11 protein-coding genes are annotated in these 14526 nt (G+C 69.7%); 3 read left to right on the top strand and 8 right to left on the bottom strand.

Annotated features, from left to right (window positions below):
* Nucleotides 1-255: 255 nt before the first annotated feature.
* Entirely contained in the window at nucleotides 256-1722 is a 1467-nt protein-coding gene (locus AB0367_RS36555) for a glutamate synthase subunit beta (RefSeq protein ID WP_366231093.1), read from the top strand.
* 145 nt (nucleotides 1723-1867) lie between these two features.
* Here AB0367_RS36555 and AB0367_RS36550 read toward each other — a convergent pair whose 3' ends face one another.
* The 6 genes from AB0367_RS36550 to AB0367_RS36525 form a co-directional block, all read right to left on the bottom strand.
* Complete coding sequence (locus AB0367_RS36550) at nucleotides 1868-2512, bottom strand: rhodanese-like domain-containing protein (RefSeq protein WP_366231092.1); 645 nt, start codon at nucleotides 2510-2512, stop codon at nucleotides 1868-1870.
* A 157-nt stretch (nucleotides 2513-2669) separates the two neighbouring features.
* A complete protein-coding gene (locus AB0367_RS36545; protein ID WP_366231091.1) occupies nucleotides 2670-4229 on the bottom strand; it encodes an ABC transporter ATP-binding protein in 1560 nt (519 codons plus the stop codon).
* A complete protein-coding gene (locus AB0367_RS36540) occupies nucleotides 4216-5124 on the bottom strand; it encodes an ABC transporter permease (protein ID WP_366231090.1) in 909 nt (302 codons plus the stop codon). Before AB0367_RS36540 ends, AB0367_RS36545 begins: the two co-directional genes overlap by 14 nt.
* The gene (locus AB0367_RS36535) at nucleotides 5114-6055 is read right to left on the bottom strand and encodes an ABC transporter permease (RefSeq protein WP_366231089.1); all 942 of its coding nucleotides are present in this window, start codon (nucleotides 6053-6055) and stop codon (nucleotides 5114-5116) included. Before AB0367_RS36535 ends, AB0367_RS36540 begins: the two co-directional genes overlap by 11 nt.
* 74 nt (nucleotides 6056-6129) lie before the next feature.
* The gene (locus AB0367_RS36530; protein ID WP_366231088.1) at nucleotides 6130-7659 is read right to left on the bottom strand and encodes an ABC transporter substrate-binding protein; all 1530 of its coding nucleotides are present in this window, start codon (nucleotides 7657-7659) and stop codon (nucleotides 6130-6132) included.
* 185 nt (nucleotides 7660-7844) lie between these two features.
* Nucleotides 7845-9218 carry an NtaA/DmoA family FMN-dependent monooxygenase gene (locus tag AB0367_RS36525; protein WP_366231087.1) on the bottom strand — a complete coding sequence of 458 codons (1374 nt, stop codon included), beginning with the start codon at nucleotides 9216-9218 and terminating at the stop codon, nucleotides 7845-7847.
* Between the two features lie 313 nt (nucleotides 9219-9531).
* Here AB0367_RS36525 and AB0367_RS36520 point away from each other — a divergent pair, with 313 nt between their 5' ends.
* The gene (locus AB0367_RS36520) at nucleotides 9532-10194 is read left to right on the top strand and encodes a GntR family transcriptional regulator (protein ID WP_366231086.1); all 663 of its coding nucleotides are present in this window, start codon (nucleotides 9532-9534) and stop codon (nucleotides 10192-10194) included.
* 2241 nt (nucleotides 10195-12435) lie between these two features.
* Here AB0367_RS36520 and AB0367_RS36515 read toward each other — a convergent pair.
* Complete coding sequence (locus tag AB0367_RS36515) at nucleotides 12436-13401, bottom strand: ISL3 family transposase (protein ID WP_366231106.1); 966 nt, start codon at nucleotides 13399-13401, stop codon at nucleotides 12436-12438.
* A gap of 32 nt (nucleotides 13402-13433) precedes the next feature.
* Nucleotides 13434-13721, bottom strand: a complete 288-nt coding sequence (locus AB0367_RS36510) for a transposase family protein (protein WP_366231105.1) — start codon at nucleotides 13719-13721, stop codon at nucleotides 13434-13436.
* Here AB0367_RS36510 and AB0367_RS36505 point away from each other — a divergent pair.
* A complete protein-coding gene (locus tag AB0367_RS36505) occupies nucleotides 13720-14439 on the top strand; it encodes a hypothetical protein (RefSeq protein ID WP_366231107.1) in 720 nt (239 codons plus the stop codon). The genes AB0367_RS36510 and AB0367_RS36505 overlap by 2 nt on opposite strands.
* Nucleotides 14440-14526: the final 87 nt, after the last annotated feature.

Raw genomic sequence — 14526 nt, 5'->3', positions numbered from 1 at the left:
CCGGGCGTCGCCACGCTCAGGCCTGTTGCGTGGCACGGGCGAATCGTGGCTCATTGCCCCGATACGTCACGGAGCCGACGGCTCGTTGTGGCCAGAGCAGCCGCGGTGGCGGTGTGGCGCACTTGGCTTTTCTGGCCCTCACCCAGGCGTTTCGGTTAGGGTGCCACTTACGTCAGTGGGACGGCCGTCCCACATTTCGGGCCAGAGTTGTCCCGTCGCGATCCGGATGCACCCGCCAGGCAACGGAGGCCAGTCATGCCTGATCCGATGGGATTCATGAAGTACCGCCGGCAGCTGCCGCTGCTGCGCCCGGTGTCCGAGCGGGTCGCCGACTGGCGCGACGTGTACCAGCGCGTCGACGACCAGGTGATCCACGAGCAGTCCAGCCGGTGCATGAACTGCGGCGTCCCGTACTGCCACAACGGCTGCCCGCTGGGCAACCTGATCCCGGACTGGAACGACCTGGTGCGCGTCGGCGATTGGGAGCGCGCCGCGGAGACGTTGCACGCCACGAACAACTTCCCCGAGTTCACCGGGCGGCTCTGTCCGGCCCCGTGCGAGGCGGCCTGCGTCCTCGGCATCGGTGACGACCCTGTCACGATCAAGCAGGTAGAGGTCGAGATCATCAACCGTCTCACCGATGGCGGGCCGCTGCGGCCCTTCACGGTCGCGACGCGCTCCGGTCACAGCGTGGCCGTGGTCGGCTCCGGGCCGGCCGGTCTGGCCGCCGCGCAGCAGCTGGCGCGGGCCGGGCACGCGACGACCGTGTACGAGCGCAGCGACGCCGTCGGCGGCCTGCTTCGCTACGGCATCCCCGACTTCAAGCTGGAGAAGCACCACATCGACCGGCGGGCCGCACAGCTCGCTGCGGAGGGTGTTACGTTCGTCACCAGCTGTGAGGTCGGCGTCGACGTCTCGCTGGCCGAGCTGCGGGAGCGGCATGACGCCGTCATCCTGGCCTGCGGCGCCCTCGACCCGCGCGACGTGCCGAGCACTCCCGGCCGCGAGCTCAGTGGCATTCACCAGGCGATGGTGTACCTGGAAGGTGCGAACCGGGTCGTCGCCGGCACGCTGGACGCACCGCCGATCGACGCGGCCGGCCTGAACGTCATCGTCGTGGGCGGCGGCGACACGGCCGCGGACTGCCTCGGCACCGCGCATCGGCAGGGCGCGGCCAGCGTGCAGTTGGTGGAGGTGGCACCGCTGCCTCCGCCGCAGCGGGACGGCAGCCGCGACCCCTGGCCGACCTGGCCGACCATGCTGCGCAGCGGCTCGGCGCACGAGGAGGGCGGCGAGCGCAACTTCGGCTGCGCGGTGCGCCGCTTCATCGGCGACGACGAGGGGCGGCTGCGCGCGGTCGAGCTGGTGGACGTCCTCGTCGGCCCCGGCTTCACGCTGAGCGAGGTCGAGGGCACGGTCCGCGAGGTGCCGGCCGACCTGGCTCTGCTGGCGATCGGTTTCGGCGGTACGCTGCCCGGACCGCACCTGGCCCAGGCGAAGCTCACCCGCAACGGGCGCGGCACGATCGACGCCGACAGCGACTGGCAGACCGAGGCGCCGGGCGTCTTCGTGGCCGGCGACGCCCGCCGGGGACCGTCGCTGATCGTCTGGGCGATCGCGGAGGGCCGCTCGGCCGCCGCGGCGGTCCACCGGTACCTGGGCGACGGTGGACGCCTGCCCGCCCCGGTCACCCCGGCCTCGATGCCGCTCAGCGCACGGTAGGCCCGGCGCCAGGAAACCACGCCGTCGGCAACCGTTCCGCCTACGCCACTTACGTCCCTGCCCCCGCTGTAGCCCTTTGACGCGCCCCGGTCCCGCCCGCAGGGGGATCGGGGCGCACCGGGATCAGCGTGCCAGGTCCGGCCGATCAGGCATGCTCGATCGGCCGGTCGGCATCGGCTGTCCACCCCGACCACGAGGCGACGTAGACCGGGACGGTGCGCCCGAGCGTGGCGTAGGCGAACGCGACGGTGGTGGCCGAGACTCCCGCACCGCAGTACACGGCCGCCGGAGTGGGGAGCGCGGACCGCAGGGTCTGCGCGCTGTTGAGTCTGCCGTTGTCGAACACGGGGCTTGCTACGAGTCGCGCGCCGGGGATGTGACCGCCGTCGTAGGCGGCCTCGTCGCGGGCGTCGAGAAGGTGCCCCTGGGCGCCGAACCGCGCGGCGCGGTCGGCGTCGATCGTGGGCAGGTGACCGGACGACGCGACGAAGGTGCCCGGCGCCGCGGGCGCGGTCGTGGCGATGTCCTCGGTGCCGCCGCCCTCCGCCCGCCAGGCGTCGAGCCCGCCGTCGAGCAGCCGGACGTCGCTCAGCCCGGCCCAGCGCAGCACGAACCAGGCCCGGGTGGCCGCGGAGACGAGTTCGCCTCGTGCGGCGTAGACGATCACCGGTGTATCGCCGTCGATGCCCCAGCTCCGTATCCGATCCGTCAGGCTGCGGACGTCGGGCAACGGCAGCCTCCCGCGCTCGCCGTCCGCGGGCGCCGCGAAGTCCTCCTCGAGTTCGGTCACGTGAGCACCGGTGATTTTGGCCTGTGGCGCCGCAAGCGTCGCGGACGCCCTGCCGACGTGCAGCACGACGGGTCGTGGCACCGGATGGTCGATCAGCTCTCGGGCACTGATCAGGTGTTGTGTGCGGGGATCGGGCACGGGCACTCCTCGGGATGGGCTACAGCACGGACTCGAGCAGGACGCGGGTGTACTCGTCGGCCGGTGACCGGAAGACGTCGGCGACGGGGCCGGACTCGACGGCGGTGCCGCTGCGCAGGATCGTGACCGTGTGGGCGAGGCCTGCCACCACGCGCAGATCGTGGGAGATGAACAGGTAGGTCAGCGAACGTTCGCGCTGCAACGTCCGCAGCAGTTGCAGCACCTGATCCTGGATCCGTACGTCGAGCGCGGAGGTCGGCTCGTCGAGCACGATGAGTTTCGGGTTGAGGGCAAGCGCACGCGCGATCGCGACCCGCTGCCGCTGCCCGCCGGACAGTTCACGTGCCCGGCGCTGCAACACGTTGGCCGGCAGCCCCACGGCGTCGGCCAGCTCGCCGATGCGTGCCTGTCGCTGCCGCCGGTCCCCGGCGCGGTAGCGGACCAGGGGCTCGCCGATGATGCGTGACACCGTGTACCGCGGATCGAGTGAGCCGTACGGGTTCTGGTGCACGATCTGCAGGTCGCGCCGGACCTCGCGCAGGGCGACGCGATCCGTGGGGTCGACCGGCCGCCCGTCGAGCCGCACCGCACCGGAGTCGGCGCGCAGCAGGCCCAGCACGATCCGGGCGAGGGTCGTCTTGCCCGACCCCGACTCGCCGACGAGCGCGTGTGTGGTGCCCGACGGGACGGTGAAGGAGACGGCGTCGACCGCCGTCAACCGGCCGAAGGTTTTCCTGACGCCGTCGACGGTGAGCGCCGGCGCCGGGGCTTCCCGGGCGGTGTCGTCGGCGCGTTCGGCCAGCGTGACGGCGACAGGCTTGGGGGCGCTCGCGAACAACGCTTCGGCGTACGGCGACGAGGCCACCCGGCCCCGATCGAGCGTGATGACCTGATCGCTGTGCGCTGCGGCGAGGGCCAGATCGTGCGTGATGAGCAGGACCGCGAGGCCGAGCTCGGCACGCAGTTGCCCGAGCGTGTCGAGGATGCCCTTCTGGATGGTCGCGTCGAGCGCGGAGGTCGGCTCGTCGGCGATGAGCAGCCGCGGCCGTCCGGCGATCGCCGCGGCGATGAGCGCGCGCTGCAGCAGCCCGCCGGACAACTGGTGCGGATAGGAGTCCAGCACGCGGGCGGTGTCGGCGACCCCGGCCCGCCGCAGCAGAGCCTCCGCTTCGGCGGCCGGGCCGCGTTCGGGTCTGGTGAGGCGGAGGACCTCGTACAGCTGGCTGCGCACCGTCCGCAGCGGGTTGAACGACATGGTCGGGTCCTGCGGCACGTAGCCGAGTCCGTGGGAGCGGATCTGCCGCAGCTGCCGTCGCGACGCCCGCCCGAGGTCGGCGCCGTCGAACAGGATCGCGCCGGCCGTGGTACGCGCGTTGGCCGGCAGGATCCGCAGTACGGCACCGGCGAGCGTGGTCTTGCCGGAGCCGGATTCCCCGATCAGCGCGACGGTCTCGCCAGCCCGTACGTCGAAGGAGACGTCGTGCACCACAGGGTTCCACTGCCGGGCGGTCCGGTAGGCGATCGACAGGTCTCGTACCCGCAGCAGCGGCGGATCGGCGGGTGCTTCAGAGCGACTCATCGAATGCCCTCGCGTCGAGGTAGGTGGACAGGCGGTTCACGGCGAGCACGACGATGACGACCACGGCGGCGGGGGCGTAGACGAGCCACGGTGCGGCGTAGAAGAAGTTCGCGCCCTCGGCGACGAGCTGCCCCCACTCCGGGCTGGGCGGCTGGGCGCCGAAGCCGAGGAACGACAGCGTCGACAGCGCCAGGATCGCCGCGCCGAACTCCAGCACCGCCAGCGAGATGAGCGTCGTGGCGATGTTGGGCAGCAGGTGCGCGACCACGACTCCGACGCGGGTGGTGCCGGCGATCTCCGCGGCCTCGATGTACGGCGCCGAACGCACGCGCAGCGCTTCGACCCGGGCCACCCGGGCGAACGTGGCGATCATCGAAAGTCCCACCGCGACGGCGGCGTTGCCGCTGGAGAACCCGAAGGCGGCGACGAACACCATCGCCATGAGCAGTGACGGGATCGCGAGCAGCACGTCGATGAGTCGCATCAGCGGCGTCTCCAGCCACCGTGGCCCGAGCGCCGCGGCGAGACCCGTGAGCGTGCCGAGGCTCACGGCCACGGCGACGGCGAGGATCGCGCTGAGCACCGACGTACGGGCACCGTGGACGATCCGCGCGTACATGTCGCGGCCGAGGTAGTCGGTGCCCAGCCAATGTGTCCCGCTCATCGACGCGAGCTTGTCGGACGGGACGCCGTTGATCGGGTCCTGTCCGGCGAGCAGCGATGGCGCGACGGCAGAGCCGAGCACGACCACGATGACGAGCACGGACAACACGACGGTCGGCGGGATTCGGCGTCCCCGCAGGCGCCGGGCGGTGCCCGGGCGTCCGGCTTCGACGCCGGGATCGCCTTCGGCGCCGAGGTCGGCGAGCAGGGTGTCGCGGGCGCTACTTGGCATGGCTGAACCTCGGCTGGACGCGTGGGTCGAAGCGCGGATAGAGGACGTCGACGAGGAGGTTGGCGAGCAGGAACACCGCGGCGTTGACCACGACGATGCCGAGCAGCACCGGCTGATCGTGTTGCTGCACGGCCTTCTGGGTGAGCGCGCCGAGCCCGTACCGGGTGAACACGGTCTCGGTGACGACGGCGCCGCTCATGAGGTAGCCGATGGTGATGCCCAGGACCGTCAGGCTCGGCAGCGCGGCGCCCGGCAACAGGTGCCGGGTGAATATCCGCAACTCGGGGATGCCCCGGGCGCGGGCGACGGTGATGTGCGGCTGGCGGTCCGCGTTGATCAGGCTGCGGACGAACACCTGGATCAGCGGTGGCGAGATGGTGATGCCGAGGACGCAGGCCGGCAGGAAGGTGGCGGCGAACCCGCCGTCGCCGTTGAGCGGCACCCAGCCGAGCTGGAACGAGAACGCCTGGATGAATACGACGGCGACCAGGTACACCGGCAGCGAGTAGACGAGCGACGGCACCGACATGAACGCCACGCGCAGCGCCGGGATGCGCCCGTACAGCGCGCCGAGCCCGACGACGGTGGTCAGCACGAGCACGATCAGCAGCGCGATGCCGCCCAGCTGCAGCGTCGGTACGAAGGCGTCGGCGAGCTTGCCGGTCACGGACCGCCCGTCGGCGAGCGAGTGTCCGAGATCGCCGCGCAGAGCCCGCAGCAAGCCTTCCGTGTACCGCACCGCCGCCGGCTTGTCGACGCCGTAGTAGTGCTTGAGCAGATCCACCGTCTGCGGCGTGTAGCCCGCGTCCGGGTGGCTGAGGCGGTTGCTGATCGGATCGCCGGGCAGCACGACGAGCACGACGAACACGAGCGTGTAGACCAGGAACAGGACCAGCGCGAGTACACCGGCCCGCCGCAGTAGCTGTTTCACTGTGAGCTCTCTTCGCGCAGTCCGGGCGGGACGCGCGCGTCCCGCCCGGACGAGATGGTGGGTACGGGACCCGGCTACTTGCTCAGCCAGGCGTCGTAGAAGAACAGCCGCCCGTATGCGTCGACGTTCAGGTCGTGCACCTTCTTCGCCACGGCGAACGTCTGCTGGTTCGTGTCCAGCGGGATCACGTACGCCTGGTCGATCAGGTAGTTCTGCAACTCGCCGACCGCCTTGGTGTAGGTGCCGTCGTCGGTGGCGTTGCTGAGCGCGTCGACGTGACCGTCAAGCTCGGTGTCCTTGGCCAGCGCACCGTTGTTGAACCAGCTCGTGGTGACCGCGCTGTGGAAGTTGTTGCGCATCGGCCCGGACACGGTCGGCACGCTGCCCAGCGAGATGGACAGGCTCACGCCGGGCGCGCCGACCGCCGCCGTCTCGTTGTTGGAGTCGACGTTCTTGACCGTCAGCTCGATGCCCACCTTCTTCAGCTGCTGGGCCAGCAGGAGCAGTTCGGGCTGCGACTCCCGGATCCACGACACGGAGTACACCAGGAACGACAAGCGCTGGCCGTCCTTCGTGCGGAAGCCCTGCGCGTCCCGGGCCGTCCAACCGGCCTCGTCCAGCAGCGTGTTCGCCTTGCCCACGTCGTTGGTGAGCTTGCCGGACAGATCCACCCACCCCGGCACGCCCGCCTCGATCACCGACGTCGCCGGCTTCCAGATGTCGGTGAAGTAGAGCGTGTCGACGAGCTCCTTGCGGTCGACGGCGTGCTGGATCGCCTGCCGCACGCGGACGTCCGCCGTCGCGGGAGTGTTCGGCCGGATGCGCAGCTGCACCGAGTACGCGATCTGCTTGGCCGGCAGCACGGTGAATCCCGTCTGGCCGAGCCGCTGCTCGTCGGCCGGCGGTACGTCGCGCATGACGTCGGCCTGCCCGGACTGCAGCAGCCCGGTACGCACGCTGTTCTGCCCGGCGATCCGGACGGTGATCTTGTCCAGGTAGGCGGCACCGGTGTGCCCGGCACCGTCCGGAGCCCAGTCGTATTCCTTGCGCTTGCCCAGGACGTACTGCTCGCCGGGGGTGTAGCTGTCGAACACGAACGGGCCGCTGCCGACGAGGTTCTTGATGTCGGAGCTGTCCTGGAAGCTCAGCTTGAGCGTCTTCTCGCCCACGATGCCGCTGTGGTAGAAGGTCAACGCCCGGATGAAGCCGTACGCCGGTCTGGAGAACTTCACCGCCACGGTGTCGGCGTCGGTCACGGTCGCGCTCTCGAAACCGGCGGGCCAGGTATAGGTGGCCGGGATGCCAAGCGCCTTGTCGCCCTTGCCCTTGATCGTCAGGTTGTCGGCGACGACCTGTGCGTTCAGCGCCGAGCCGTCGCTGAACGTCACGCCCTTGCGGATCTTCAGGGTGAACTGGGTGCTGTCCGGGCTGGCCGTCCACGACTCGGCCAGCCACGGCCTGAGCGTGCTCGACTTCGCGTCCCAGTAGACGAGCCGGTCCACGAGAGCGCCGAAGATGATGCCCGGCTCCCAGTCGTTCACGTCGGTCCACTGGAAGTCGGGATTGTCGTAGGAGGCGAGGTAGACCAGGTTGCCGCCGGACACCGGCGCGCCGGCGTTCTGCGATTGCGGGGCCGCCGGGTTCGCGCCGCATGCGGCCAGGACGGTGACGAGCGCTGCCGCGATGGTCGCGGATAATGCTGAACGTGTACGGCCTGAGCGGCGCCGGACGCTACCGGGCCGAGCAGGGGGTTGACCGTCGAACATGTGCTATTGCTCCTTCTTGGGGCTCAGGCGATGCCGAGGTTCTCGGCCAGCAGGCGGGACTCGTACTCGCGGCGGAACAGCCCGCGCCGCTGCAGTTCGGGCACGACGTTGTCGACGAAGAAGTCGGCCGGCCCGCGGTGGTACGGCGGGAACAGCTGGATCCCGTCGAAGACCCGCTCGACGAAGTTCTCCTCGAGCCAGTCGGCGAAGCCGGTGGTGTCGCCGACGAAGATCTGCTCGCCTTGCAGGTGGCCCTGCACCGCGTGGTACAACTCGGCAAGCGTGAGATCCTCGCCGATCCGCTTGGCCAGCAGGTCGTGCAGCCAGTGCGCGTCGTCGAGCCCGCCGCGCTTCACGGTGCTCGTCTCGCGGGCCAGCGCGCCGGTCGTCTTGAGGGCGTCGCCGTTCAGCCGTTCCAGCGGCAGCACGTCGGCCGCCCGGCTCGACGCCCGGACACCGGCCAGGTCGACGCCGAACACCTTCGCGAAGTAGGCCGGGATGACCTCTTCGGTCTGGGCACGATGGGCCTCGTTGAACTTCTCCCTGGCCTCGCGCTTGGTGCCGGCGACGAAGAACGTGATGCCGGGGATGATCAGGAACTTGTCGGGGTCCCGTCCCGCCTCGGCGACCTGTTGCTTGATCTGCTGGTAGCGGCGCTTGCCTTCCTCGAAGCCGTAGTACGGGCTGAAGCGCACCTCGGCGTGGCGGATCCCGAGTTCGAGTGAGCGGGCCGACTCGCCGACGTGGATCAGCGGCACCTTGCGCTGCACCGGCGGCGGCACGTTCAACGGGCCCCGAACCCCGAAGTGCTTGCCCACGAAGTCGATCGGGTGCCAGCTGTCCGGCCGGATCAGGGTGCCGCCGTCACGGTCGTCGAGCAGCAGGTCGTGGTCCCAGCTGTCGTGCAGCAGCCGGAACAACACCTCGGTGAACTCGTCCGCGCGGTCGTACTTGGACTGCTCGTCCGGCAGCGGCCAGCCGCCGAAGTTGCCCGCCGGTCCGCCCTCCCGGTCGATGCCGTAGACGAGGTTCACGCCGATGCGGCCGGCGCTGAACCGGTCCGCGGTCGCGATCTGCCGGGCGACGAAGTACGGGTGCTCGAAGGAGGTGTTGTAGCTGGGGAAGAACCCGACATGCTCGGTGACAGCCGCGAGCGTGCCGGCGTACACCGTGTTGTCCCACCGGAAGACCCGGTTCGGGCGGTTCGGTTCGGTCGCGAGCGCGCTGCCGCTGAAGACGTAGTCGAGCTTGCCCCGCTCGGCGATGCGGGCGACGTCGATGATGACGCTCGGGTCCAGCAGCCCCGAGTTCGTGGCGCCCGGCAGCCGCCAGGCCTCCAGATCCCATCCGGTTCCATATGCGGCCAGGCCGATCCTGAGCCGGCGTGCAGAAGACACGACTGTTTCCTTCCGTACTGAAAGAGGCGCGCGCCATGGCAGGAGCCGCCGAACGATCGGCAGGCAGCAGGGATCGGGGGAGCGGCGCGCGGGTGTGGGGGAGAGACTTGGCTGATCAGCGACAGCGCGCGCTACAGACCAACATCATGTCGACGGCACGGCGGCGCGTCAGCAAGGCTGCCCGCATCCCCGCCATCACCGAACCTCCCAGTTGGATCCACATTGAATCCATACCGTATCACTAGGAACTTGGCGTGGCTACAGTGGTGATCGACACCCCGGCGGCGGCGCGCAGTGAAGGAGATATACGCAGGTGGCGGCACGTATCGAGAACCCGGCTAAACATATCGGCGCGGACGACATTTACACGCGGATCCGGCGCCGGATCGTCGAGGGCCACGTCACGCCGGGCCTGACGCTCGGTGAAGCTCAGCTCGCCGCCGAGTACGGCGTGTCCCGCACACCCGTCCGCAACGCCCTGGCCCGGCTCGAACAGGACGGCCTGTTCGAGCGCGTGCGCTTCGGCTACGCGGTGCCCGTCCGCAGTCCCGAACAGGTCGTCGAGCTGTTCGAGGCCCGCATCATCCTCGACCTCGCCGCGGCCGAGCTGGCCGCGCAGCGGCGCAGCGAGCTCGATCTGGCCCGGCTCCGGCACCTCCTCGAGCAGGCCGAGGCCGCGACCGGAGCGGACCTGATCCACATCAACGACGCGTTCCACGACGCACTGCGCGACGCGGCCCACAACCCGACGCTGGCCCAGCTGGCCAGCCGGGTCGAAGCCCAGCTGGCCGCCTACGAAGCCCGGCCGGCCGGCGCGCCCGACGATCGGCAGAGCACCCAGGACGAGCACCGGCGGGTGTTCGACGCCGTCCACGACCGTGACCCGGCCCGCGCGCGCAGCGAACTGCAGGCCCACGTGCACCGGGCACGCGATCTGCGCATCGCCGCGCTCGCCCGCGCAGACCGCAAGTCCTGACGCGCCGCCGCGACCGCCGGCGCCCCCGGTGCCGGCGTGTCCTTGTCGTTGGCCTTACTGGTGCCGGCGCGTCGGCGGGTCGCGGTCAGGCTCTGTGCCGTCGCTGCGGGCCGAAGAGTGCGGCGATCAGAAGCACCAGGCCAGCAATCGAACACGCCAGCACAACGGAACGAGAGGCACCGGCCACTCTCGGCACGACGTTGACAAGAATGCCTGATCCCATGAGTACCTGAAACCATCCAGTTCGACGAGCATCAGCGCGAGCAGCACGTCGCGGGGTCCAACCTAGAACAGCGGAGATAAGCCCGATCACTATGCAGGCGACACCGGCGACGAGCGCCGTCCACATCAACCAAGGGTAGGATGTCTGCACCGGGGACCGCCTTCTGCGCGTTTCGAAGCGCGGCCTCAGTATGGAGCACATCCGGTCGCGCCGCAGACCCCTATTCCTACACTGGAAGCGCAAGGCGACGAGCCGCGATCGGCTGCGCCGCCGGCCGTCTGCCGCCGTGTCGGGCGCGTATCCGGGTCACAGTCGGGTGTAGCGCCGGCTCCTCGTCGTGAGGATGTCCGGGGCTTCGGTGCGTCCGCGCAGCGGCCCGCTTGCGGGCAGCCTTGAAAGCGCGTGGAACGTTCGCACCGGCGGGGAGAGTGGCTCATTGATCCCCAAAGTAATCCCACATATCGGAGCGATCCTGATGTGGGTAGAAAAAGCCCGTTGACCTGCTTCTCGAATTGGGTGAGCGCGAGCGCGGCGACATGGGCCACCAGTTCCTCGGGCACGTCGACCATGGCGCGATATGTGATCACGCGGAGTCCTCACCGCGCGGGGGAAGGATCTTGTGGCGAGGATTGATCTACCAGGTCTTCCACGCCCCGTTTATCATTGTCCAGTGTGGACGATCCGAGCGTGTCACCCCGATTTTGCAGGCATCCTCGTTGAGATTACCTTATTATTGACTGCCGTTCGGGGCGGCGGGTTTGGTTGGGTTCTGGGATAATTACATGTATGGGGCAGCTGCAGTTATTTTCGAAGACGGAGTTGGCTGCCATGCGTGACCGGACGAGGTCGCGTCGTTATTCTCCGGCGAAGGAGCAGTTCCGCCGGGAGCATGCGAGGCGTCGGGATTGGGGCCTGGCCAGACGGCACGCCGAGAAGCTCCGCCGCGTGCGCGGTGAGACCCCGCCGGCGGTCAGCGACCAGCGCGGCGGATCGGTGCAAGGGCCGGTGCCGCCCTCGCCGCCCTCGCCGCCCTCGCCGCCCTCGCCGCCCTCGCCGCCCTCGCCGCCCTCGCCGTCGGCTTCGCCGATCACGCCACCTGACCAGGCACGACGTCCCGCGAGCAGTGCCGCGGAAGACGGCTGTGATCCCGCGCCGCGCCAAGCCGACGGCGACGGGCGGCCCGGTCCTGGTCCGAAGCGTCGTCGCGTATCCACGCCGCAGCTGCGCCGGCCCGCCGGTCCGGCAATGCATCGAATGGTTGGCGGCAAGACACGGCCGGCGGTGTATCGCGGCCGGCTTTCGACCATGCCGCGCCCGGCCGGGCGGCATGTCCGCCGGATGCTCCGCACGGCGGGAACAAGCAGCCGTTGTCCCCGTGGACCGCCGGTGCAGATTCTCGAATGACGTGATCTCGGCGAGCATGCCGTCGGGAGTTGACCGCCACGGGCATGCTGTCCACGTCGGACGGTGCTGGAAGTTGGGCGAAGCCCTCGAAGATCCACCTATGGACGAGGCCTTTGTCCGTGATCGCCTATCGTGCCGTCCTTGACGTGTCCTTTGCCGCGCCGAGGTAACTGGTCCGCTACGTGTCGCGCCTGCCGGCCGCCGAACGCCGCACTCGCCGCAGAACCCGGGCGCTGACCTGCTGATACCAAGCGCTGCTGGTGCTGGTGTGGTTCCGCAAAACGAGGACACGTCCCCTACTCGGAGCCGGGTGCGGCGGCTTCCGGGCCACCGCGTGCCGGGGTGTCGCCGAGGGGAATCGAAGCGCTGGCCGCGATGCCCGACTGGCCCCGGACAACCGGCCTGCAACGCGCTGCTGCGCGCCCGAACGCGCGCCCGGCGAACGCCGCTTCGCGCTGCTCGCCGGCCGTGAGCGCACCTACGCCACACCACCGCCAGTCCGCGCACCGTCGGCGACACCGTCCGCGCTGGGCTCGTCCTCACCCATTTCGAATACCGGAAGGGGGAGTGTCAAGATAACGGCTCTGGTGCAAAGACGGTGGTGGTTTCGGCGCTCATGCGAGCAGGATTCTGTGTCGTAGCAATGGGAATCCGGCTCTGCCGTACATCTGGCGTTTCAGCAGTTTGACCTTGGTGTTGGCGCCTTCGATCGGGCCGTTGCTGTAGGGCAGGGTCAGGCCGGCCACGACGGCGGGCAGGTCCTTGCGCAGGCCGTGGCAGAAGGCGTGCAGCGCGGGCAGGTCGTCGCGGTCCACAGTGTCCATCCAGGCGTGCAGGTCATGGCCGCGTCGGTGGGTGAGCAGCTCGGCGAACTCGCGTATCCGTGTGGCCAGGGCGGTCATCGGTGGGCAGCAGGCGACGAGGTCGGTCAGGTGCCGCCGGTGTGCTGCGGGAAGGGTGTCGGGCCGGGTCATGAGCCAGGTGACCAGCCGCCGCGGCGATGGCGGTGTGGTGGCCGCGTCCGCGCGGCCCTGCTTGAGATACCGCACCAGCAGGTTCGCGCTACCCGGATAGCCCTGGTCGCGGATCTCGGCCAGCAACCGGGTCACCGCGACGGCGGGCTCCTCGGCCAGTCGCCGGCGCAGGTGGTCGCGGTACGGGTCGACGAGCGTGGCCCGGTACTGGGCCGGGCGCTGCAGTTGCGCCGCGGTCGCGGCGCGGGCGTAGCGTTTCACCGTGTTGAGCGCCCAGCCCAACCGGCGGGCGCACTCCAGCAGCCCGAGTCCCTGATCGAGCAGCGCGTGCACGGCAGTGTGCCGCTGCTCGGTGCGCTGCTGGCGGGCCAGGGTCTGCCTGGGCGGTCCGGCATGCCAGCAGCCGCTGTGCGCGATCACGGTCTTCTCGACCGTGGCGGCGAGGCCGTGCCACAGATGCCACCGGTCGCTGACCTGTACCGCATCGGGTGCGCCCTGGCGGATCGCTTCGGCGTAGGCCGCTGACCCGTCCCGGCACACAGCCTCGATGCCGGGACGGTCGCGCAGCCAGGCGGCGAGGGTGGCGGCCTTGCGGTCGGGTAGCACGTCGATGCGGCGGTGCGTGACCGGGTCGATGATCAGCGTGGCGTATCGGTGTCCTCGCCGCCCCAGCGGGCCGCCAACCCCGGCACCTGCTCCCGGAACGTCCGCCTGGCACACGTATGGTTGCGGCACGCCAGGCGCCGCACCCGCAGCTCGAGCACCACCCCACGGCCACCGACCGGCAGGTCCGCCAACCGCCGCACGTGGTAGGCATGCACCCGCCGCGTCCGCCACCCACACCCCGGGCACGCCACCGCCGCCGACCGGGTCCGCGCCCGGACCCGCACCGTTTCACCCTGGTCATCGACTTGGTCGACCACCATGGACACCAGACCGGCGAACAACACCTTGATCAGATCGAAGCGCACCGCCGATACCCTGCCGCATCACGATCCGCGAACTTCGATCACCCCGGCCACCACCGTCTTTGCACCAGAGCCGTTGTTTTTACAGTCCCGCGCCACTCAGGGACAGCTCGAAGTGAAGGATCAACAGGACGCCAAGGTCCTGCGGATGAAGCTCGGCTGCCTGGCTCTCTTCGGCGGCGGCTGCGCGTTGCTCATCAATATTAAGATGAAGAGCTCGTACGAGCAGGCGTGGTGCTACGAGGTGGGGACGGTGAAATGCAAACGCGGCATCGAGGCGATGCAGGAGGCGACCGCCTACGCCGACTCGCTGTCTGAGAAGGAAGGCTGGACCGGCGCGCAGGCGAACGCCGTCAAGCACGCGTACTGGATGGCGCTCATGGCCAGCGGGGGTTTCACGGCGAGTGAGGCCGAATCGCTCGGCGTCGCCCACGAACTGGGCGCGATCCAGTCCCGGACCCAGGAGGGCGAAAGGGGCGGCAACCCGAACATCGACTACGGCGAAGGCGAGTCAGACCTTGACCTGCACAACAACAAGGTCGGCTTCCAGGTCGGCGCGTCGGGAAAGACCGGTGACGCATTGAAGGCCGCTGTGACCGCTACGGTCTACGACAGAAGCGGTGTCAGCTGCATGCAGGCCGGCATCTGCACCTACGCATGGGACGCGAAAGGCTAGGGCCTGTCTGACGGATCTTGTTGGGCGGTAGTGTTCTCCCTCATGGCGGTTGATCTCTCTGATGCGGAGTGGTCTCGGCTGGCGCCG

This window comes from Dactylosporangium sp. NPDC051484 (assembly GCF_040689395.1).
Lineage (GTDB): Bacteria > Actinomycetota > Actinomycetes > Mycobacteriales > Micromonosporaceae > Dactylosporangium.
This window is presented reverse-complemented; position numbering and strand designations above follow the sequence as displayed.

Bases quoted from the DNA above. Each gene is read 5' to 3' on its own strand.
- AB0367_RS36555 (WP_366231093.1), top strand. From the start codon at position 256: ATGCCTGATCCGATGGGATTCATGAAGTACCGCCGGCAGCTGCCGCTG.
- AB0367_RS36545 (WP_366231091.1), bottom strand. From the start codon at position 4,229: ATGAGTCGCTCTGAAGCACCCGCCGATCCGCCGCTGCTGCGGGTACGA.
- AB0367_RS36540 (WP_366231090.1), bottom strand. From the start codon at position 5,124: ATGCCAAGTAGCGCCCGCGACACCCTGCTCGCCGACCTCGGCGCCGAA.
- AB0367_RS36505 (WP_366231107.1), top strand. From the start codon at position 13,720: ATGGACACCAGACCGGCGAACAACACCTTGATCAGATCGAAGCGCACC.
- AB0367_RS36510 (WP_366231105.1), bottom strand. From the start codon at position 13,721: ATGGTGGTCGACCAAGTCGATGACCAGGGTGAAACGGTGCGGGTCCGG.